This window comes from Streptomyces sp. 150FB, assembly GCF_000818195.1.
Classification (GTDB): Bacteria; Actinomycetota; Actinomycetes; order Streptomycetales; family Streptomycetaceae; genus Streptomyces.
The window spans coordinates 9,079,888-9,100,128 of record NZ_JTHL01000001.1; the positions used below are offsets into that span (position 1 = coordinate 9,079,888).

The 20,241-nt window shown below is 71.4% G+C and carries 18 protein-coding genes; 5 read left to right on the forward strand and 13 right to left on the reverse strand.

Going from position 1 to position 20,241, the window contains the following annotated elements; genetic code table 11:
* The 4 genes from QR77_RS47210 to QR77_RS38905 form a co-directional block, all read right to left on the reverse strand.
* A partial coding sequence (locus tag QR77_RS47210) for a hypothetical protein (RefSeq protein ID WP_201778864.1) occupies window positions 1–232 on the reverse strand: 232 nt, incomplete at its 3' end.
* Complete coding sequence (locus QR77_RS38895; RefSeq protein ID WP_040026645.1) at window positions 225–1,337, reverse strand: radical SAM protein; 1,113 nt, start codon at window positions 1,335–1,337, stop codon at window positions 225–227. The genes QR77_RS47210 and QR77_RS38895, both read right to left, overlap by 8 nt.
* A 48-nt stretch (window positions 1,338–1,385) precedes the next feature.
* Window positions 1,386–2,192 (reverse strand): PIG-L family deacetylase, encoded by an 807-nt coding sequence (locus tag QR77_RS42625; RefSeq protein ID WP_052489407.1) that lies wholly within the window; start codon window positions 2,190–2,192, stop codon window positions 1,386–1,388.
* Window positions 2,189–3,142: a glycosyltransferase gene (locus QR77_RS38905; RefSeq protein ID WP_040026646.1), complete on the reverse strand. Its 954-nt coding sequence runs from the start codon at window positions 3,140–3,142 to the stop codon at window positions 2,189–2,191. Before QR77_RS38905 ends, QR77_RS42625 begins: the two co-directional genes overlap by 4 nt.
* A gap of 553 nt (window positions 3,143–3,695) precedes the next feature.
* Between QR77_RS38905 and QR77_RS38910 the strand changes: the two genes are divergently transcribed.
* From QR77_RS38910 to QR77_RS42640, 4 genes are all read left to right on the forward strand, one after another.
* Entirely contained in the window at window positions 3,696–5,234 is a 1,539-nt protein-coding gene (locus QR77_RS38910; RefSeq protein ID WP_040026647.1) for an alkaline phosphatase family protein, read from the forward strand.
* Window positions 5,235–5,337: 103 nt separating this feature from the next.
* Entirely contained in the window at window positions 5,338–5,622 is a 285-nt protein-coding gene (locus QR77_RS42630; RefSeq protein ID WP_063798218.1) for a phosphopantetheine-binding protein, read from the forward strand.
* 128 nt (window positions 5,623–5,750) lie between these two features.
* Complete coding sequence (locus tag QR77_RS42635) at window positions 5,751–7,592, forward strand: B12-binding domain-containing radical SAM protein (protein WP_052489409.1); 1,842 nt, start codon at window positions 5,751–5,753, stop codon at window positions 7,590–7,592.
* Window positions 7,579–8,688 carry a hypothetical protein gene (locus QR77_RS42640; protein ID WP_078877670.1) on the forward strand — a complete coding sequence of 370 codons (1,110 nt, stop codon included), beginning with the start codon at window positions 7,579–7,581 and terminating at the stop codon, window positions 8,686–8,688. The genes QR77_RS42635 and QR77_RS42640 overlap by 14 nt, the downstream gene beginning before the upstream one ends.
* A gap of 51 nt (window positions 8,689–8,739) precedes the next feature.
* Here QR77_RS42640 and QR77_RS38930 read toward each other — a convergent pair whose 3' ends face one another.
* The 9 genes from QR77_RS38930 to QR77_RS38970 all read right to left on the reverse strand — a co-directional run bounded on the left by QR77_RS38930 (window position 8,740) and on the right by QR77_RS38970 (window position 17,927).
* Complete coding sequence (locus tag QR77_RS38930; protein WP_040026648.1) at window positions 8,740–9,318, reverse strand: hypothetical protein; 579 nt, start codon at window positions 9,316–9,318, stop codon at window positions 8,740–8,742.
* A complete protein-coding gene (locus QR77_RS38935; protein WP_052489411.1) occupies window positions 9,315–10,079 on the reverse strand; it encodes a phytanoyl-CoA dioxygenase family protein in 765 nt (254 codons plus the stop codon). The genes QR77_RS38930 and QR77_RS38935 overlap by 4 nt, the downstream gene beginning before the upstream one ends.
* A 156-nt stretch (window positions 10,080–10,235) precedes the next feature.
* Complete coding sequence (locus tag QR77_RS38940) at window positions 10,236–11,075, reverse strand: LLM class flavin-dependent oxidoreductase (RefSeq protein ID WP_040026649.1); 840 nt, start codon at window positions 11,073–11,075, stop codon at window positions 10,236–10,238.
* 76 nt (window positions 11,076–11,151) lie between these two features.
* Window positions 11,152–12,675, reverse strand: coding sequence for an aldehyde dehydrogenase family protein (locus QR77_RS38945; protein WP_040026650.1), 1,524 nt, complete (start codon window positions 12,673–12,675; stop codon window positions 11,152–11,154).
* Window positions 12,676–12,737: 62 nt separating this feature from the next.
* The gene (locus tag QR77_RS42645) at window positions 12,738–13,505 is read right to left on the reverse strand and encodes a 4'-phosphopantetheinyl transferase superfamily protein (protein WP_107069039.1); all 768 of its coding nucleotides are present in this window, start codon (window positions 13,503–13,505) and stop codon (window positions 12,738–12,740) included.
* The gene (locus tag QR77_RS38955) at window positions 13,502–14,710 is read right to left on the reverse strand and encodes a cytochrome P450 (RefSeq protein ID WP_052489413.1); all 1,209 of its coding nucleotides are present in this window, start codon (window positions 14,708–14,710) and stop codon (window positions 13,502–13,504) included. Before QR77_RS38955 ends, QR77_RS42645 begins: the two co-directional genes overlap by 4 nt.
* Window positions 14,707–16,146 (reverse strand): hypothetical protein, encoded by a 1,440-nt coding sequence (locus QR77_RS38960; RefSeq protein WP_040026651.1) that lies wholly within the window; start codon window positions 16,144–16,146, stop codon window positions 14,707–14,709. Before QR77_RS38960 ends, QR77_RS38955 begins: the two co-directional genes overlap by 4 nt.
* Complete coding sequence (locus QR77_RS38965) at window positions 16,143–16,496, reverse strand: hypothetical protein (RefSeq protein ID WP_040026652.1); 354 nt, start codon at window positions 16,494–16,496, stop codon at window positions 16,143–16,145. Before QR77_RS38965 ends, QR77_RS38960 begins: the two co-directional genes overlap by 4 nt.
* 90 nt (window positions 16,497–16,586) lie before the next feature.
* Window positions 16,587–17,927 (reverse strand): alkaline phosphatase family protein, encoded by a 1,341-nt coding sequence (locus QR77_RS38970; protein ID WP_040026653.1) that lies wholly within the window; start codon window positions 17,925–17,927, stop codon window positions 16,587–16,589.
* A 670-nt stretch (window positions 17,928–18,597) separates the two neighbouring features.
* Here QR77_RS38970 and QR77_RS38975 point away from each other — a divergent pair.
* Window positions 18,598–20,238 (forward strand): carbamoyltransferase C-terminal domain-containing protein, encoded by a 1,641-nt coding sequence (locus QR77_RS38975; RefSeq protein ID WP_052489414.1) that lies wholly within the window; start codon window positions 18,598–18,600, stop codon window positions 20,236–20,238.
* Window positions 20,239–20,241 lie beyond the last annotated feature (3 nt).

Below are 20,241 nucleotides of genomic sequence, written 5' to 3' on the forward strand. Positions count from 1 at the left end.
GCAGGGCCCCGGCGGCGAGCAGCCCGAGGAAGGCCACGACCCAGTCGGGTCCGTTGGGCATCCGCAGGGCCACCGCCTCCCCGACGGCGTCCTCCGTCTTCACGGCGTCGGCCAGCGCGTACGCGCGGGAGAGCAGGTCGCCCCGGGTCAGCCCCGGCAGCACCTCCTGCCCGGTGTCGAGGCGGGCCACGGCGCCGAGAAGGGTGCCGGGAGACCCGGCCGTATCAGGCATCCGCGCCCGCCAGGTAGTCGGCCTTGGCGCGTTCGATCATGCCCCGGATGCGCGGCGGGGAGTACGTGGGCGCCGAGCACAGTTCGTCGAGGGTGATCTCGTCCTCGAAGTACATCGACAGGGTGTCCCAAGGTGTGAAGCAGCCGTGACAGGCGCTCAGACGCGGCTTCGGCGACAGCAGGGCCTGATAGAGCCCGCTGCTGCCGAGCTTGTCCAGCAGACTCTCGGCGTCGTCGCCCAGCATGTTGCCCATGTCGGAGAACCAGATGTTGGGGCAGGGCGTGATCACACCGTCGCTGAAGCTGGAGACGACCAGCCGGGGCAGGTGACAGCGGAAGGTCCGCTTGCCCTCGTGGTAGAAGCTCAGCAGCCGGTCGAAGTACGCGCGCGGCGGCAGGATCGCGCTGAACTCTGCGTAGCGCGCGACCAGTTCGTCGATGTGGGCGATCTGCTCCGGCCGGATCTTGAACGTGTCGGAGTCCGGGCCGCGCACCGGGAACGGGAAGAACGTCGGCGGCCGGTCGAAGCCGTTCAACCACCCGGCGAATTCGCTGAGTTCGCTGATGCTGCGGTCGTTGAGCACACCGTAGATCTCCACCGGGAGACCGGAGTCCAGCACCCGTGAGATGGAGCGGAGCACCTTGGTGTGCAGCGACTCCGACTGCACGCGGTAGCTGTTGCCCTGGTAGAGGTGGCTGTCCAGCGAGATCTGGAGCACCACATTGCCCCAGGACGCCATCCGCTTCAGGTGGTCCTCGCTCACCAGCACACCGTTGGTCTGGATGACCAGGACCTCGTAGTGCGACGACTGCTCCTCCAGGAAGTCCATGATGCCCCGGACGAGGAAGATCTCACCGCCGGTCACCTTCAGCAGCGGCAGGTTGAAGCGGCCCTGGAGCCGGCCGGCGACGGTGTTGACGCGCTTGCCGAGCTCCGTCGTCGGCGAGTAGTCGTCGCGCTTGGGCGGATCGAAGATGAGTTGCAGCGAGTGACCTTCTTTGAGGTTGCTCTGTCCTGTGAGGCAGTACGTGCAACTCAGGTTGCACGAGTCCTCGTTGATGACGAGATCGTTGCCGATCAGCGGGAGTGGGGCGAAGGGCGGCACAGCGGGGTCCTTTCACGGTCGTCCGAACAGGGCGTGCGCTTGTCTCGGTCATCCGGTCAGGGGTGGCGGCTGTCCTGGGGTGCCGTCCACGGCCGGCGGGGGCCGTAGCCAGTAGCGGTGGGCGTACGGGAGGCGGGCTGTCGTGCCGTGGGTCCGGGCACGGGTCAGGAGCTTCTCGCGCAGTGCGGCCGTACCGCCGAAGAGGGCCAGGGCCTGGCTCTCGTACAGCGTCGCGCCGGCCAGCCAGGTGGCGAGGTCGGTGGCGGAGAGCGGCTCGCAGCGGGCGGTCATGCCCTGGTGGTCGCGGTGGCGCAGCGGATACGGGAAGTCCTCGTACCAGGCCGTGTCCGGCGGGCCCAGTCTCTCGACGGCCGAACGGACGAGGACATGGTCCACATGCCGGCCGGCGGCCAGCGGCCCGTGCACCCTGGCGCCGGGCGGGCACCAGGGGCGCAGGGCGTCGCTGATCGCGTCGGACAGCGCGGCGTCGTCGGGGTGGTGACGGCCGCGCACCCGCGGAGCCGAACGGTAGCGGTAGCGGCCGTACGAGGTGCGCAGCGCCGCGTCGGTGAAGCCCAGCGAGACGTGCTCGGCCCCGAGGGCGTCGAGAGCGGCCCTGTCCTCCCGGCGCCGGACGGCGGGCTCGGCGACCGCGCGCCAGGCGTCGCGGGGATCCCCGGCGGGGCCACCGCCCTCACCTGGCGCGGTCGCCGGCGGCGCGTCGAAGACGGTGACCACGGTGACCGGGGCGCCCAGCGACGCCCAGCGGGCCAGCCGGCCCCCGAGGGACCAGACCGCGTCGTCGGGATGCGGCGACACCACGATCTGCGCCCGGGCCCGGTCCGCCGCGTTCACGGGGTGCCCGCCGGACTCGGCACCTGGCCGGCTGCCCCGACGGCCGCCACATAGCGCTCGGGTGTGCCGCCGGGACCGAGCAGGGTGGCCAGCGCCCGCACCGAACGCCGCGGGTGCAGAGCCGCGAAGCGGTCCATGTTGACGCTGTGCTGCTCCCACCGGTCCGGCCGGGCGTGGCTGAGGTGGACGCCGAGAGCGTCCGGCACCAACCGGCGCCGCAGGCCCGCCTCATACAGCCGGAGTCCGAACTCCAGGTCCTCGCACCCCCACACCCGGGCGAATCCCTCGTCGAAACCGCCCGTCAGCCGCCAGGCCGCGCGCTCCACGGCACAACTGGCGCCCACCAGGCCCAGCCAGGGCGCGACGTCCGGCAGCTCGCCCGCGGCCATCGACTCGACGGCGCGCTCCAGCGCGTTGGCCATCGTGCGCCGCATCGGGTCCCTGCCCCCGCCCTCGGCCCCGGCGGTCGTCAGCGCCGCCCCGGCCTCCTGGACGGCGGAGAGCGGCGCTTCACGTAATCGGCCCAGCAGCCGTGCCGCCGTGGGGAGTTCGCGCAGCCCGCCGTGGAGGAAACGGCCCGGCAGCGCCGCGTCGGCGTAGGCGCGCAGGAAGCCGGGACCCACCACCACATCCGCGTCGAGGAACAGCAGCCAGGGCGCTTCGGCCGCCGCGGCCCCGTGGTTGCGGGCGGCGGCGCGACCCCGCCCGGGGCCTGACACCGCTCGTACCGGCAGCAGCCGGCCCACCTCCTCCAGTACGGAGGCCAGGGCCCGCGCTTCGCTCCCGCCGCCGTCGTTGTCGTCCACCACGACCACCTCGTGCGGCGGAGCGCCGGTCTGGGCGGCGAGACAGGCGAGAGTGACCCGCAGCCGCTCGTGGTCGCCCCGGGTGGGGATCACCACGGCCAGTGCGGAAGGGGCCGGAGGGGCGGACGGAGTGGGCGGGGGCATGGGGGCCGGCCTTTCCCTCAGCAAGGCGAATCAGCGCTGCTCTTCATATTCCGCGACCGTTCCCGAAGGAGATGATCTGGGTAGAGCTTTTCGAAATTGGAGGAACCATAAGAGCTGAGTGACTGTTGATACGTGAGGTGTCCTCAAAAGGTTCGTCTTATGAGGCTCCACCACGGAGGTGAAAGAAGTCAACAGGCAGCCAGAGATCATAAGTGGAAGGCGATCTTGAGGCCGGGTGCCGGGAAATCCAGACACCGGAGAGGGGGGCACCGATCCGTTCCGGACAAGCCGTTCGCCGTGAATTGACGGCCCGACAGAGGCGCCGGAAGCGGTAAAAGAGCGGGTGGGCTGGGAGGTCCCGGTCGAGGCGGAGCGTATTCGATCTAGGGAAAGCAAGACATTGCTACGGCGTCATCAGGTCAACCCTCGGATCCGGCCCGGCGTTCCGTGGAAGACGGAATGATTTAAGTGTTACGGTCGCCCCGATCAACTGGCGACCGACGGGCCACCACTTATCTGATGCGGGTGCGCTGTCCACAGTTGGAGGCAACCGATGTCACCTTCGCCGCACGCCCTCGTCATCGGTCTGGACGGGGGTACTTTCGACGTCATCGATCCCCTGGCGGCCCGTGGGCTGCTCCCGAACATCGACCGGCTGCTGCGCTCCTCGGCCAGCAGCAGGACCAGGTGCACCTGGCCGGCCCACACGGCCCCCGGGTGGAGCACCTTCGTGACCGCCGCCCACCCCGGCAACCACGGCATCTACCAGTTCTACGACACCCAGGATCCCGGCTACGGGGCCCGGGTCACCCGCGCCGGCGACCTGGGGCGCTCCTCGGCCTGGGACTGGCTCGCGGCCCAGGAGTACACCCTCGGCCTCATCAACATCCCGATGTCCCACCCGCCGGCGGAGCTGCCCGGCTACCAGATCTCCTGGCCCCTCGAACGGACCTTGCGGCACTGCCGTCCTGACTCGCTGCTGCGCGAACTCGCCGCCGCCAAGGCCCACTTCCAGTCCGATCTGGCCACCATGTTCCGGGGCGACATGGGTTACCTGGAACAGGCCGAGCGCAATGTCGAGGCCCGGATCCGCTCCGTACGCCACCTCATGACCACCCGGCCCACCGACGTGGTCATGGTGGTGCTCACCGAGGCCGACCGGGTCGGGCACCACTACTGGCACTACGAGGACACGGCGCACCCCCGCCACGAGGAGGCGCCCGCCGGATCCGGCTGGGACCGGGCCATCACCCGGGTGTACCAGGCCATGGACACCGCGGTGGGGGAGCTGCTGTCCCTGGTGGACGAGGACACGGTGGTGACGCTCGTCTCCGACCACGGTCTCGGCCAGGGCGCGCACGCCCTGGCCGTACACCAGTTGCTGGAGGGAGCGGGCCTGCTCGCCACCGAACCGGGCGACGAACCCGCCGACGGGGCCGCCAGTTGGTTCGCCGGCGGAGGCCGGCGCGTCGACTTCTCCCGTACCGCGGTCTACATGCCGGTCCCCGGCAGCTACGGGCTCAACCTCAACCTCAAGGCCCGGCAGACCCGGGGCACGGTCGCCCCGAGGGACAGGGACCGGATCACGGCGGAGGTCACCGACCTGTTCGGCGGCCTCAAGGGCCCCTCGGGCGACCCCGTGTTCCAGGCCGTACTGCCGAGCGCGGAGGCGTACCCGGGGACGGGGCAGGGCCGCGCTCCCGACCTGCTCCTCGTCCCCGCAGACGAGTCCGTCCTGCCGGTCACCGACCTGACGGGCGCCCTCTGGTCGCCCAGCGCGCAGACAGGCCTGCACCGGCACCAGGGGATCTGGGCGCAGCGCTCGCCCCGGGTCAGACCAGGCCGCGCGGCGGGCACGGTCCCGCTCGTCGACACCCTTCCCACCCTGCTCATGGACCTGGGCGCCGCCTGGCCCGCGGACATCGACGGACGTCCCCGTACGGAGATCTTCACCGAGGACCTCCCGGTCCCGGCACCCGATCCGCGGGTGACGGCCAGGACCGAGGCGGTGCCCACGGCCGAGCCGGCCGCGCGTACCGCCGACGAGGACGACTACACCGCCGGCCGGCTCCGCGAAATGGGATACCTCTGAGCCGCCGTACCAACGAGCCGCCGAACCACCGAGCCGCCGAACCACCGAGCCGCCGAACCACCGAGCTGCCGTTCCACCGAAGACTGATGAAGGGATGACGTTCATGGAGGAGACCGAGGGGACGAAGGCCCGGCTGCGCAAAGTGCTGGTCGACTCCCTCGAACTGTCCGTCGCACCGTCCGACGTACCCGATCGCGGACTGGTGGAGGCGCTGGGACTGGACTCGATCAACACCATCGAGTTCCTGATCTGGGTGGAGAGCGAATTCGGCGTGGAGATCGCCGACGAGGACCTGTCGATCAAGCTGATCGACGACCTCGACCTCCTCGCCGACTACGTCAACAGCAGGCTGAAGCCCGACGATTCCCTGGCCGACCAGCAGAGCTGAGCACCGCGCCCGCCGCTGTCCGAGCCGGTCCGGGGCGTGTTCCGGAAAGCGCCGGGCGACCCGAGCACAGGACCGCCGAGGTCAGGGCCGCCCAGGTCACGGCCGGCACCGCACCCCGAGGAGGGTTGATGACCCAAGACATCACCATCGGCCGGACCGCCGCCCAGAAGAAGCCCGGCACGTTCGAGCTGAGACTGGACCCACGCGTCACCGATCCCTCGTCCTTCAAGGTCAGCTTCCTGATCCTGCTCGACGGTGACCTCGTGATGTCACCCGAGCATCTCGGGGTGGCCTACATGGCGAGCGTCCTGCGATCCGTCGGCTTCACCGCGGAGATCCGCGAGGTGGAGCACGGCGACAGCCACCACGCCGCCGTCATCGACCATCTGCGCGCCTACCGGCCGGACCTGGTCTGTTTCACCCTGATGAGCCTCAACCTGACGAGCTGCCTCAGTCTCTGCCGGCAACTCCGGGAGGCTCTTCCCGACACCCCGATCGCCTGTGGCGGCCCGGCCGGTACGTTCGCCGGACTCGACGTCCTGCGCAACAACCCGTACGCCGACATCGTCGCCGTCGGCGAGGGCGAGCCGACCATCCTCGACCTGGTCCATCGGCTGTATCTGAAGGAACCGCTCACCGAATGCCCCGGTGTCTGCTACCGGGACGCCGACGGCGGCGTGCACCAGAACCCGGCCCGCCCACTCGTCCACGACCTGGAGGTACTGCCCTTCCCCGCCAGGGACCAGCTCAGCCAGCACGGCGACAAGCTGGAGTACGTACGGGTCAGCACCAGCCGGGGCTGCGTCGCCAACTGCACCTTCTGCTCCGCACCCCATCTGAAGAACCGGGTCCAGGCGGGCAAGGCATGGCGAGGGCGCGGCCCGGCGCAGATCGTGGAGGAGGTGGCGCAGATCGTCGAGCGGCACCAGTTCCGTACGTTCGACTTCGTCGACTCCACCTTCGAGGACCCGGACGGCGGACGCGTCGGCAAGAAACGGGCCGGCGCCATCGCCCAGGGCCTCATCGACCGCGGACTCGACATCTACTACAACGTCTGCATGCGGGCCGAGAACTGGCACGACACCCCCGAGGACCACGCGCTGCTCGACCTGCTCACCGCCTCCGGCCTGGAGAAGGTGAATGTCGGCATCGAGTCGGGCACGGCCGAGGAACTCCTGCTCTGGGAGAAGCGCGCCACGGTCGAGGACAACGTCACCATCATCCGGATGCTCCGCGAGCACGGCATCTATCTGGCGATGGGCTTCATCCCCTTCCACCCGTACGCCACCGTGGACACCCTGATCGCGAACGCGCGCTTCCTGCGCGACAATTCCGGCCACAACCTGCGCCGGATGACCGAGCGGCTGGAGATCTACCCCGGTACGGCGATCGTGCGGCGGATGGAGGGCGACGGGCTGCTGGCCGAGACGTACCGGCAGGATCTGGACCCGTACGGCTACGAGTTCGCGGATGACCGCGTCGGGCGGCTGGCCAGGCACTTCGCGCAGCTCTACAACAACGACGACTACCACAGGCACGGGGTGATCACCGACCAGTCGGCGGTCTTCGAGTTCGAGACCTACAACGTGGTGCTCCAGACCTTCATCACCCGGTTGCAGCGCCGCTTCGGCATGCTCTCCGGCGTTGACGAGGTGATGAACCGGTTCAAGGACACCGTCCACGAAATCCGCCAGGAAATGGGGCAGTTCAACTTCACGTTCTTCATGTCCAACCTGGAGTCCGTGATGAGCGAGAGCCTGGACACCGACAAACAGGCCCAGCAGGTGGTGGAGGTCGAGGAGTACTTCCGCGACCGGCTCGACCGGCTCCGCTCGGAGCAGTTGCGGGTCGGCAAGCGCCTCACTCGGCTGGGCGCCCGGGTCTCGGAGATCAGCTCCAGCCTGCCGCCGGTGCGGCCGGGCGGGCTGCCCCGTCAGTACACCGGGGAGGGCAGCGGTGCCACCTGGTGATCGGCCGGCCGCCGGGGAGCACCGGATCGCGGTGTGCAGCCTCAGCAGTCGCGAACTGCCCGAGCCGCTCTCGGCGTTGCCGGGCGTGGTGCTGGCCGGGACTCTGATGACGGCCAACCTCGGCATCGAGGAACTGGTGCGCACACTGGCGTGCCGGCCCGAGATCCGGGGGCTGCTGGTCTGCGGCCGGGACTCGCCGCGCTTCCACGCGGGACAGAGCCTGATCGCGCTCTTCCGGGAGGGCGTGGACGCCGAGCGCCGGCGCATCCGAGGGGCTGCCGGCTATCTCCCCGTACTCCCCACGGTCTCCCTGGCCGAGGTGGAGCGGGTGCGATTACGGGTCGAGGTGGTCGACGCCCGGGGCGAGTGCGACCTGCTGGTGCTGGGCGATCTGGTGGCGCAGTTGTGGGCGCGCGCCCGTCATGGCCTCGGTGAGGCGGCCCCCGAGCGGGCGCTCGTACAACTGCCGGACCCGGAGGCGGGCACCCGGCCCGTCTTCCGGCGGCTGAGAGCCGGCGGGAAGCGGACCGGTATCAGCGGCGCGCTCGACGGGTTCGTGGTGATCAGCCTCGACCGGCGGGCCCGCCGTATCGTCCTGCGGCAGTACGACAGTGATCTGACTCCCCGCCATGAGATGACCGGGGCCCGTGCCGAATCGATGCTGCTCGGTCTGCTGAACGCCGGGGTGATCACCGAGGCGGCGCACGCCGGTTATCTCGGCGGTGAACTGACCAAGGCCGAGACCGCGCTGCGGCTGGGACTGAACTACGACCAGGACCTGCCCCTGCGCGCGCCGGGAGCCCCGGTGCGCGTGGTGCGGCCGGTCCGCGACCGAGAGGACGTGCGGGCCATGGGCGAACCGCCGAAGGAGCCGCTGAGCATGCTGGAGTTCCTTTCCGCCGTTGTCACGGGCCTCGGTCTTGAGGGGACGGAACTGGACCCGGACGTACCGCTGGGCGTTCAGCTCTCCGTCGACTCCGCGCGGATGATCGAGCTGGCCATCGTGCTGGAGGAGGAGCTGGGAATGGACCTGCCGTCGGACATCGACCTGCGGCGCTCCAGTCCTGTGGAGCTGTACGGGACGCTCGCCGGCTGAGCGCGGGGCCTGTGCCTGCACGTACTGCGGCCCGCGCCCGCGCCCGCGCGTTCAGGCGGGCCAGACGCGCAGCTCCTCCTTGATGACGCGTGCGGCGGTGGCGGCGCTGCTACCCGCGACCCAGGCGTCGGGCCCCAGCAGCCGGACGGTGAACGCGTCCGGCGAGAGCCGCCGCCAGCCGGCCACGGACCGGTCGGTACCGCCCGGGGCCAGATCCTCGGCGAGCAACACCGTGACCGGACAGGGCAGCGGGGCGAGAGCGGCCGCTTCGGCGTTCGCTTCGGTGTCCCCGTCGAGGCCCTGGGCGACCGGGCCAGGCCCGGGGCAGAGCAGCAGATGGGCGGGCGGTGGCCCGGTCCGCACGGCGTGGACGGCGGCGGCCAGGACGGCCGCGCCGCCCGGAGCCCGGCCGGCCGCGGCGAGCAGCGCCCAGGGCAGCCCGGAAGCCTCGTCAGCCCCGGCGCGTGACAGGGCGCCCGTACCGGCCGGCACCACGACCAGCTCCGGCGCCAGCTCCCTGAGCAGCGGAACGCCGACGGTGCCCGCCGGGTCCGCCAGCACCAGCCGCAGCACCGGCCGGGACCCCGGGGCCTGGAGGAACTGACGCGCGTCGAAGGCGGCCGTGCTCAAGACAGCCCGTCCGACAGCCCGAGCGAGAAGTAGTTCTCGAAGCCCAGCAGCCGCCGCATCATGGGCCCGCTCCGCTCGGCGACCTCCGGCTTCAGCCCGGCGAAGAAGTTCTGCTGCTGGCGCACGTACCCACGGCAGTAGTAGTTGAGGATGCCGTGCCGGGGCCGATCGGTGGCGTTGGCCCCCGTCTGGTGCCAGAGCCGCCCGTCGAAGATCATGACGCTGCCGGCCGGCCCACAGACCGGGACAGTCTCCACATCCCCCTCGCCCCGGTCGTAGTCCGGCTGGCGGCCCAGGAGATGACTGCGCGGCACCACCCTGGTGGCGCCGTTGTCCTCGGTGAAGTCGTCCAGCATCCACATGCTGTTGGCCACGAGCGCGTACGGAGGCCACGGCGGCCGGGCAAAGGTCTGGTCGGCGTGCACGTTCATGGAGGCGCCGCCCGGGCCCGCGATGTTCGCATGCGTACTGGACAGCAGGAAGTTGAAGCCCAGCACCTCCTCCATCAGTTCGAGTGTCGAAGGCTCCTGCACGCAGCGTTCGAACTCCTCGCCTTTGTTCAGAAGGCTGAAGACACGCTGGTTCCCGCCGTCGTAGAGAAAGGCCGTCTTCTCTTCGCGTTCCTGTTCCGCCACCTCCGTGAGGCGGTTCCTCAACTGCTTGAACTCGTGCGGTGGCAGCGGGGGTTCGAGAACGCAGTAACCGAATTCCCGAAGATCCTTCACGGCCTTGAGCTTGTTGCCCGTCACGGTCGCATGCATAGGAAGAATTTATCAGCGGAGGCTGTTCGGCGGAAGAAGAAGGTCCGGAACAGAGAACCAACCGGAACCTCGGCCGGAGAATGGCCGGATGGATAGTGCAGGAAGCGAACGGATGAACGATCAGCTAATCGGTCGGCTAATCGGGCAGGTAAACGATCACGGAAGCAGGACATCGGCCAGCCGGTCCACCTGCGACAGCCGCGCCGCCGTCGGATGGAATACCACCTCGTCGAAGCCCGCTTCGGCGAGCTCCTTCATTCGCGCCCGCACCTGCTCCGGCGTGCGCGGTGTTTTCCGGACAAAATCGTCGGCCTCGTCTCCGAGCACGCCGAAATACTTCCGTACGAAACCGCCGGCCTCCTCCGCCACATCCTCACCCAGCCAGAACCGGGACAGCGCGATCAGCCGGGGTTCCCCCTCCCGGCCCGCCTCGGCCCACGCCGCACGCACTTTCCCGGCTGTGGGCGCCACCCGCTCCGGCTCAAGTCCGGGCGCGGTCCAGCCGGCCGCCCACCGTACGGTCCGCCGGACCGCGGCCGCGCTCAGGCCGCCGATGAGCAGCGGCGGTACGGGGCCGGGCAGGTTCCCGGGGTCGTGCCGCTCCCGCAGCCGCGCCAACTCCGCCACCTGGCCGTCGAAGACCGCGCCCCGGGGGCCGAACTCCCGCTCCGCCGCCTCGAAGTCGTCGGCGCGCACGCCCGGACCGAGGCCGAGGAGGAACCGTCCCCCGGCCAGAGAGGCAACCGTGGCCGCCTCCTTGGCGAGCACGGCGGCGGTGGTCAGGGGGGCGACCAGGATGTTGGTGGCCAGCCCGATCCGCGAGGTCACCGCAGCCGCCGCGGCCAGCACGGACAGCGGTTCATGACCCGGGTAGCAGAGTCGCTGGGTCGCCGCGGCGGTCGAGAAGCCCCGTTGCTCGGCCCGTACGGCCCACTCGGTCTGGAGCCTTCCGGAGGCCCCGGGGATGGTGTTGGGGAACGCGATGCCGATCTTCATGGGCGGACTCCGCAGCGAAGAAATGGGGGAGCAGAGGAGGGAACAACGCGGGACAGGGCCGGACGGGACAGGACGCTCAGAGCCCCAACAGCCCGTAGGGAGTCGCCGTCACCTCCGGTGATCCGCTCGACGAGTCGGTGACGGACTGGCGGCGGCGGTAGCCGTCGAGGTCGTTGGTCAGCCGCTCCCAGACCACATCGCCGGGAACCGCCCCGTCGGGCGGCAGTTCGAGGTCGACCAGCCGGTAGTCGTTCACCCACACCCGTTCGGCGCCCAGCGACTCGGCGACCGCCCGCGCGTGCGCGGGGTCGGCCGACCAGACCCCGGCGCTCAGCCCGTACCGCGAGCCGTTGGCGATACGCACGGCCTCCTGGTCGTCGGCGGCCCTGATGACCGAGAGGACGGGTCCAAAGATCTCCTCCTGGGCCACCGTGCTGTCGGGCGCGACCTCGCTCAGCACGGTGGGCAGGAAGTACGCGCCTGCGTCCAGCCCCTCGGGCAGCTCTCCCGCCTCCGGTGCCCTGCCACCGCACACCAGGCGCGCGCCCTCGGACACCCCGAGCCGGGTGAAGCGCTGGGCCGTACGGGCCTGGTTGCGCGAGACCAGCGGGCCGAGGTCGGTCGCCGGGCTCATCGGGTCGCCGACCACCAGTCGCCCCGCCAGCTCCCGTACCCGCTCCACGAACTCGTCGTGCACGTCGGCGTGCACCACGGCGCGTGAACCCGCCATGCACACCTGCCCGTTGTGGAGGAAGATGCCCCAGGCCACCCCGGCGGCCGCCCGGTCCAGATCCGCGTCGCGCAGCACCACGTTCGGCGACTTGCCGCCCAGGTTCAGCCGGGTCGCCGCGCCGGCCCCCGCCGCGCCGAGGCGGACGCTCTCGCCGACCGCGTCCGAGCCGGTGAACGCCACCAGGTCCACGCCCGGGGCGCGCACCAGGCTCTCCCCGGTCGTCCCGCCGGGCCCGGTGACCACGTTCACGACGCCCGGCGGCAGCCCGCACTCGTGCAGCAGCCGGACCAGTTCCAGCGCGGTGAGCGAGGTGAACGAAGCCGGTTTGATCACACAGGTGTTGCCGGCGGCGATGGCCGGAGCGATACGCCAGGCCGCGAGCAGCAGCGGCAGGTTCCACGGGACGATCGCTGCCACCACCCCCAGCGGATGCCAGCGCAGATAGTGCGGTGCGGCCGCCGTATCGGCCCCGGTGTGCCCCCGGGCCAGCCGGTCGGACATGTGCTCGGCCCACCAGGCACTCCAGAGGAACGCCGCGTGTGCCCCGGGCACGTCGGCGCCCAGCGCCTTGCGCAGGGTGGTGCCGTTGTCGCGGACCTCCAGTTCGGCCAGCCGCGGGGACTCCTCGGCCAGCCGTCCAGCGACCCGCCGCAGTATCGCGGCCCGTTCGGGTGGCTCCATCCGGGGCCAGGGGCCGGTGTCGAAGGCGCGGCGCGCCGCCGCCACGGCCTCGCGCACATCGGCCTCGCCGCAGCGTGGCACATCGGCGAGATGGCGCCGGGTGGCCGGTTCGAACGACCGGAAGGTCGCCCCGTCGGACGCCTGCGCCGGCCGGCCGTCCACGTACCTCGGGAAGTGCTCGCCCATTCGGGCCTCCTCGTCCAGCTCGGTTCACGGTCGCCGGCCGCCCGTGGAAGCACAGCCACCGGTCAGCGGGGCAGGTCGGTCAGCAGGACAGGTCCGGACTCAGGACCCCGGTCGAGCAACTGACCGACGGACAGCGCCCGGACCTCGATCCGCTCCGCCGCGCCGCTGCCCCGCGGCAGCGCGACGGCCGCGAGACAGGGCTCCGGTACGCAGGCCAGGTCCCGCACCTGCCATGACCTGCCGTCGGGTCCCCGGGTGGTGACGGAGCCAGGACGGTCGTCCCGCGCTGTCCCCACCCGGGTGCCAAGGCCCTGGGCGAGCCGCCCGCCCCACGCCTTGACGCCTGCCTCCTTGCGTACCCACAGCCGGAAGAACAGCTCAGGGGCGCTGAGTTCGGTACGGGAGGCCACCGCCGCCGCTTCGTCGGCGGGGAAGTACCGCCGCGCGATCCGCGCCGCAGGGACCGGTCGTACGCGCTCCACGTCCACCCCGACCGGGCGCCCGCGCACCACCGCCAGCAGCGTGAGGCCCCCGGTGTGCGAGAGGCTGAACTCCGGCCCGTCACCGGCTCCCCGGGTGCGCAGTCCGGGTTTGCCGTCGGCACCCCGGACGAAGCACAGATCGGCCGGCGCGACCCCGGTGAGGCCGCCCAGGCACCGGGCGAGCACGGCATGGCTGAGGGCGAAGGCGTCCCGGTCGGCCGCCGACCGCAGCTTCGCCATCCGTCCCCGGTCGGCGGCGGGGAGGACCTCCCGCGCGGCCGCCGTCACCCGGGCCGTGGCCTCGGTGGACACGCACCACAGAAGGACGGAGGCGCGCGCGGGGCTCATGCCGGGGCGCGCAGCCGTACGGGCAGCTCGGCGACACCGAGCGGCAGCAGCTCCGAGGTGTGCACCACGTCATCGGCCGGTACGGCGAGCCGGGCCGAGGGGTACGCGGCGAGCAGCCGGCCGAGCCCGGTGGAGAGCTGGACGCGGGCGAGGTCGGCCGCCGGGCACGCGTGCGGTCCCGCGCCGAAGGCGAGGGTCGGCACCTCCGCCCGGTCCACGACCAGTTCGTCGGGCCGGTCGACGACCCGGGGGTCACGGCAGGCCGCCGACACCAGCGGGAGCACCGGGCTGCCCGCAGGTACGGTGCGGCCGGACAGCTCCACGTCCCGGGTGGCCAGCCGCAACAGGCCGTCGTTGCTCGACGGGTAGAACCGCAGCAGCTCGGCCACCGCCCCCGGCACCAGCTCGGGCCGCGCCACCAGCCGGTCCCTGGACTCCGGCGCCGCGAGCACCCCGTACAGATGGCGTGCCAGCAGGTCCCGGATCCCGATGTAGCCGGAGATGACCAGGCCGTGGAGCAGGGTGATCCGGTGGGTGTCGGGCAGTTCCCCGCCGCCGGAGTCCGGGTCGTCGAGTCCGAGCAGTACGGTGGCCACGTCGTCGGCCGGGCGCTGACCGCGCTCCTTGAGCAGCGTGGTGAAGGCGTCGTGCAGCCGCTGCCGGCAGGCGTCGCCGTCCGGGCCTCCGTCGCCCCCTGACATCAGCAGCGTCTCGACGTCGCCGGTGATCTCCCGCCACCGGGCGCCGTCGAAGCCCAGCAGCTCGGTGATGACGCGGCCGGCGAACGGCGCGGTGTAGGACCGCACCAGGTCCACAGGCCCTGGCTCGTCGGCGAGCCGCAGCAGCAACTCGTCGGCCACGGCCTCGATCCGCGGCCGCCACCGGGCCACCCGGCCCGGCGAGAACGCCGAGACGACCGGGTTCCGCAGCGCGGTGTGCAGGGGCGGGTCGACGTCGACGATCCCGGTGCCCTGCCCCCTGCCGAGACCGCTGCCGGGGAGAATCGCCGCCGCGTACCGGCTGAAGACCGGGTCGCTCAGCACCGTCCGTACGTCGGCGGCCCGGGTGACGAGGAAGATCTCGGCGCCGTCGGCGAGCCGTACCCGCGCGACAGGTTCCTCGGCGAGCAGCCGCCCGTACCGCGGCGGGACGGTGCCACCCGGACCCGCCGGATAGGGGAAGACGTCGCTGTCCGCCGCGTTCACCCGGTCGCTCCCCGGGGGTAGCGGGTCAGGTGGCGTACGGACGGCGTGGCAGGCTCGAACGGGAAGTCCTGCGCCAGCACCCGATTGTCCAACTGGTGCTCCACCACGATGGTCCCCGCGCCGTAGTCCTCGGCGATCTGCTCCACGTCCTCCGCGGTCACCAGGCCGTCCGGCCTGCCCAGCAGCCGCGCGATGCCCTGCGCGGGGGCCAGCAGCTCCAGGGCGAAGCCGCGCGCCAGGTGCTGCCGGCGGGTGTGCGAGGCCACGATCAGGAAGTCCTCGTCGGCGTCGAAGAGGAAGTGGCAGAGGGCGCGCGCCTCCAGGAAGCGGCGGGGACGCTCGGTGTAGCGGCGGCTCGACACCACGACAGGACCCGGCCCGGCGTCCCGGCTGCCGTACGCCACCAACCCCCGGTCGATGTAGGGCGTCTGCTCCGTGTAGTACGTGAGGAGCGTGTCCGTCTCGAACCGGTCGGTGTCCGGCACACCGGCCCAGGCGCGGACCCGGTGCGCCAGCTCGTACCCGAGATGCCAGGGGTTCTCCAGCCTGCCCGGGTCGTAGAACGCCTGCCGCACATCCGCACAGGCGGCGCGGAGCGCCGCGACGGTGGCGTCGGCGGGCCGCCCGGCCGGGGCGGTTCCCGCGACCTCCCTGGCGCGCTCGATCCAGCCGAGCTGGTCGGTGATCCGGTCGGGGGCCACCGAGTTGAAGAAGTCGAGCCCCATGGTCTCGGGCAGTTCCCGGGCCGCCCGGACGATGTCCGCCGCGTAGGGCGCGGACTCCGTGTACGGGTCGAGCCCGAGGCGGGCGGCGGAGCGGCAGAACTCCGCCTCCTCCTCGCCGGTCGCCCGGATCGCGGTCCACTCCTCCTGGAGAGGGGTGCCGGTGACATCGCGTTCGGTGAGCCGGCCGAGGACCGCGTCGACGAAACTTCCCAGCGACTCGGCGAGGGCGTCGGAGCCGACGACCGCGTTCCCCCGGGTGAGGAAGCGGGTGCCGCCACGGGGGTCCGGGCCGCCGTCGGGCATCCACACGACCCGGGTCTGGGACCCCTCGGGCACGAACAGCACGTCGGGCCAGCGGAATCCGTCGCAGGCGGCCCGCAGGATGTGCCGCCGCGACCGCACCCACCAGGAGCCGCGGGCGTCGCCGACGCCGTTGCGGTAGGCGAAGCGGAGCTGGGAGATCTGCGTCCCCGGGCGGGCATCGGCCAGCAGCGACCACCAGTTGAAGGCGATCCACTCGGCCAGCGGGTACAACGAGCCTGTGATGTAGGGCCGGACCGTGCCGGCCTCCGGGTCCTCCACCACCGTCAGCGGCGGCAGCGAGCCGATGGACATCTCCAGATCGGCCCAGGTGGCGGCGAGTTCACCGCCCGCCGTGGTGGGCGGCTCCTGCCATTTCCAGCTCAGGGAGAAGTCGGGAAGTGTGCTCACGCGAGTCCCTCCGGCCATTCACTCGGGTGCAGGGTGTAGCCGGTGTAGTGACCGGGGGAGTCCCCGGTCAGCCGGAACTCGTGGACCACGTCACCGGCGCGGTACCACGCGTAGCGGGGAAACCCGCGGTCCCACGGGTGTCCCAACAGGCCCTCGGCCAGCGCCGCGCGCAGCAGATCGGCCGGGGGCCGGTCGCCGGGGCCCTCCCAGGTGAGCGCGTCCGGGGTCGCGGGAGACCACTCGGTGAACCGCGCAGCGCCGGCCAGTTCCTCCCGGTTCGTCTCCCCGCCCGGCTCGGTGAGGGACCTGCGCCGTTCACGCCGTCGTTCGGGTGCTCGTACCTCGGGCATGGAGACCTCCACAGGGAGAGAGGAAACGGAACAGAGGGAAGCGGAAGCGGAAGCGGAGTTGGGTAGGACCTGCGCGGCGCGCCGGGCGGCTCAGGCCGGCCTGCCGAGCGGGCGCCCCCGCCACCCTTCCGGCACCGGCCGCCCGTGCAGCCGGCTCAGCGTGACCGGTATGTCGATCGGGGAGGCCACGGCGTCGTCGGTGTGCTCCGGCGCGAAGCCGGGGCCGAGCCCGGCCCAGAAGGACTCCCGGCGGTGCCAGCCGCTCTGCCAGGTCCGGTGCACATGGGACGCCCACCGGGGATCGCCCATCGGCAGATAGCGCCAGTCGGCCGGTTCCATGATGAGATCCGGGGCGCCGGCCGTCGCCGTACCCGGGTAGATCTCCTCACGGGTCGCCACGGAGGAGAAAAAGGGCAGCCCCGTACGGGGGTTGAGGATCTCCAGCAGCACCGAGCCGACCTCGGCGCGCACCCGGTCGACGTCCTCCGCGCGCACCGTGCCGTGCTTGTAGCGGTCCCTGACGTTGATGTTCATCCCGTGCGTGCCCTGCACGGCCTCGAAGGCGGTGGTGTTCGCCCAGTCGATGCCGCCGTCCGGGGTCTTCGCCAGCAGGCCGGCCCGCTCCAGGTCGTCGTTGATGGAGCAGTAGTCGCGCAGCGGGCCGAAGCCGATCTCGGAGAAGGCCAGCACATCGGTGTGGTCGCCGGCCAGCGCGAGCGCGTCCTGGATGACCTGGTCGCAGGTGCGGTACGCGGCGAACACCGCGCTCTCCTGCTCCCGTTCGGGCCCGTGCTCCAGCTCCTGCCAGTAGATGTGCGACGTACGGTCGATGCAGGTGAGGTTGACGATCACCACATCCGACTCGGGGAGCAGCGCCAGGGCGGCCTTCCCACGCTGCCGGTCCGCCTCCAGCAGCCGCGGCAGCAGGTGTTCACGGGGCTGGCCCGTCCAGAAGATCGAGACGTCGTGCACCGGCCGGATGCCGTCCCTGGCCAGCCGGCGCTGGAGGTCCGGCGGATGGCAGGCGTGCAGGGTCGCGTGCATCGGATAGCTGATCAGCGCGCCGTCCATCGGCTCGACGGGATGCGTGCCGAACAGCCCGACGCAGGCGAAACGGAGACCGGCGAACGACTCCTGCTGCCACAGCAGCGGATGGCGGCGGTCCCCGGAGCCGAGCACCTGCGGCGAGTACTCCGGGTCGTGGCAGGTCCAGTACGAGAAGAACCCGTGATCGGCGGCCCGTTGGCCGGTGAGGACGCTCAACAGGCCCGGAGGTTCGTACGGAGTGCCCTCCGCCGACAGCGCCCCGTGGGCGCCCTCGCGCCGGAGGCGGGCGTAGCCGGGCAGGAGGCCGGCGGCGCACCAGCGGTCCAGCAGCGCGGGAGCCGCGCCCTCCGTGATGATGACGATCGTCCGTTGCTGCTCGGTCACAGCGCTCCCTCGTCCGGCTGTGCGGAGGATCAGGTCTGCCATGTACGGGATGTCGGCGGGACGTCGGTGCCGCACGGAGTTCCGGGCAGCACGGAAGCGGGGATCGTCCACGGGGGCCGATCGCCACGCCGATAGCACGGTGTGACCGTACATGCTCGGGCAGTTGCCGTGGGTGCTGATGGGCGACGATGACCGAAAGTGGTACGTGGAGCGCGAACTCGGCGGCGTTCGCCCGGCGGCGCGGTCCCGCTCCGCCGCCGCCGGCTCCGGTGTCCTCGCCGGTCGGGGGGCTTGCCGGCGCTCGGACGGTGGGAGCGGCGCCTCACTCGGTGTCGATGGCATTTCGGACAACTGATGGCGCTGTGGTCATCAGTCCTTGACAGTGAGTGACGCCCGCTGACTAGAGTTGGTGGTCGCTCCGGTCTCCTGAAGTCCCTGCCGGAGGACCCCTCACGCAGTTCGCCGCCGTTCTCCGGACGCTCCCCCACCTCACAACCGCCCTCCCGCGCAAACCGGTTGGGCAGGCACACAGACCACGCCGGGCGGCGACCCACGACTGTTCCACCTGTACCGGCTCTCCTGCCGTCGGGCCCAGGTTTCGCATGTCCCGATCGACGTCCACCGGTGGAATCGGTGTTCGTCGAGGGACGCCAAGGGAAAAGGACACGACATGACCGTGCTGGGCCTCGGCGGATCTGGGCACGACTGGGCGTCGTGCGCCACCGACGGCGAACGTCTCGTCGCGATCGACGAGGAACGCCTCATGCGCAGCAAGTACGGCCTCGGTACTGACCTGTTGGCCGGCGTCAGCCGCCAGGCATGCCTGTCCCACCTGGGCGTCACCGCGGCCGAGGTGGAGCATGTGGTCGCCTGCGAGCTGGTGCCGCGCCCCTTCTACCACTCCTTCCGCCACCGGGTGCGGGTGATCAACCACCATCTCGCCCACGCCTACAGCGCGTTCGGAGCCTCGGGCATGTCCCGGGCCGCCGTGCTCGTCTGCGACAACTCCGGCAGCCTCACCGCCGGTGCCAAGGTGGGACCCGGGGGCCGCGAGGCCGAAACGATCAGTTCGTACGTGGCCGACGAGAACGGCATCCGGCTGCTCGACCGGGTCAGCGGGGCCCACCTCGTGGACGCCGGGTCGGAGAGCGCGTACTACCAGCCCGGCGAGACCGACAACTCGCTCGGCCACTTCTACCGGGCGGCGAGCATCGCCATCGGCCTCGCCTACACGGGCCCCAAGACCCGCTTCCCGGTCAGCGAGGACGGCAAGACCATGGGGCTCGCCCCCTACGGCGACGAGCGCTTCGTCGACGACCTGTCGGAGCTGGTCACCCTGCTGCCCGGCGGCGGCGTCAGCATCTCGGCGAGCAAGGCCACCCACGTACTCTCCCGGCTCGCCAAGGACGCCGACTTCGACACGAAGGCGGCGATCGCCCGGGCCGCCCAGGAGGTGCTGGAACGCTCCCTGGTGCACTGCGCCCAGGCCCTGCACGAGCGGACGGGGCTGACCGACCTGTGCGTCGCCGGGGGAGTCGGGCTCAACAGCGTGGCCAACGGCCGGATCCTCAAGGAGACGCCCTTCGAGCGGATCTTCGTCGTACCCGCCGCCGGCGACAACGGCATCAGCCTCGGCTGTGCCTACTACGGCCTGCACGAACTCGAAGGCGTGCCGATGGACCGGCTGCCGATCCTGCGTGACGCGTACCTCGGCCCGGAGTACCCGCGCTCCCGCGCCGAGCGGGCCGTCGCCGGCTCCGGGCTGCCCGTACGTACCCCCGACGACCTGCCGGGAGAGGTCGCGTCGCTGCTGGCGGACGGCAAGGTCGTGGGCTGGTGGGACGGCCGCAGCGAGTTCGGGCCGCGCGCGCTCGGCCACCGCTCCATCTTCGCCGCACCGTTCCCCGCCTCCGTACGCGACCACCTCAACGACCACGTCAAGTTCCGCGAGTGGTTCCGGCCGTACGCCCCCGTCATCCGCGCCGAGCGCAGCGCCGAGTTCTTCGACCTCGGGCAGCCGTCCCCGTACATGCTGATCGTCACCAAGGTGACCCGCCCCGACGCCATTCCCTCCGCCACCCATGTCGACGGCACGGCCCGGCACCAGACCCTGGAGGAGCACCAGAACCCCGCCGTGTACCGGCTGCTCGGCGAGTTCGAGCGGCTCACCGGCTGCCCGGTGATCCTCAACACCTCCTTCAACGTGGCGGGTCAGCCCATCGTGGAGACCCCCGAGGAGGCGGTCGAGGCCTTCGCCTCCATGAACCTCGACCATCTCGTGGTGGGCGGCCAACTGGTGAGCAAAGGCTGAGCG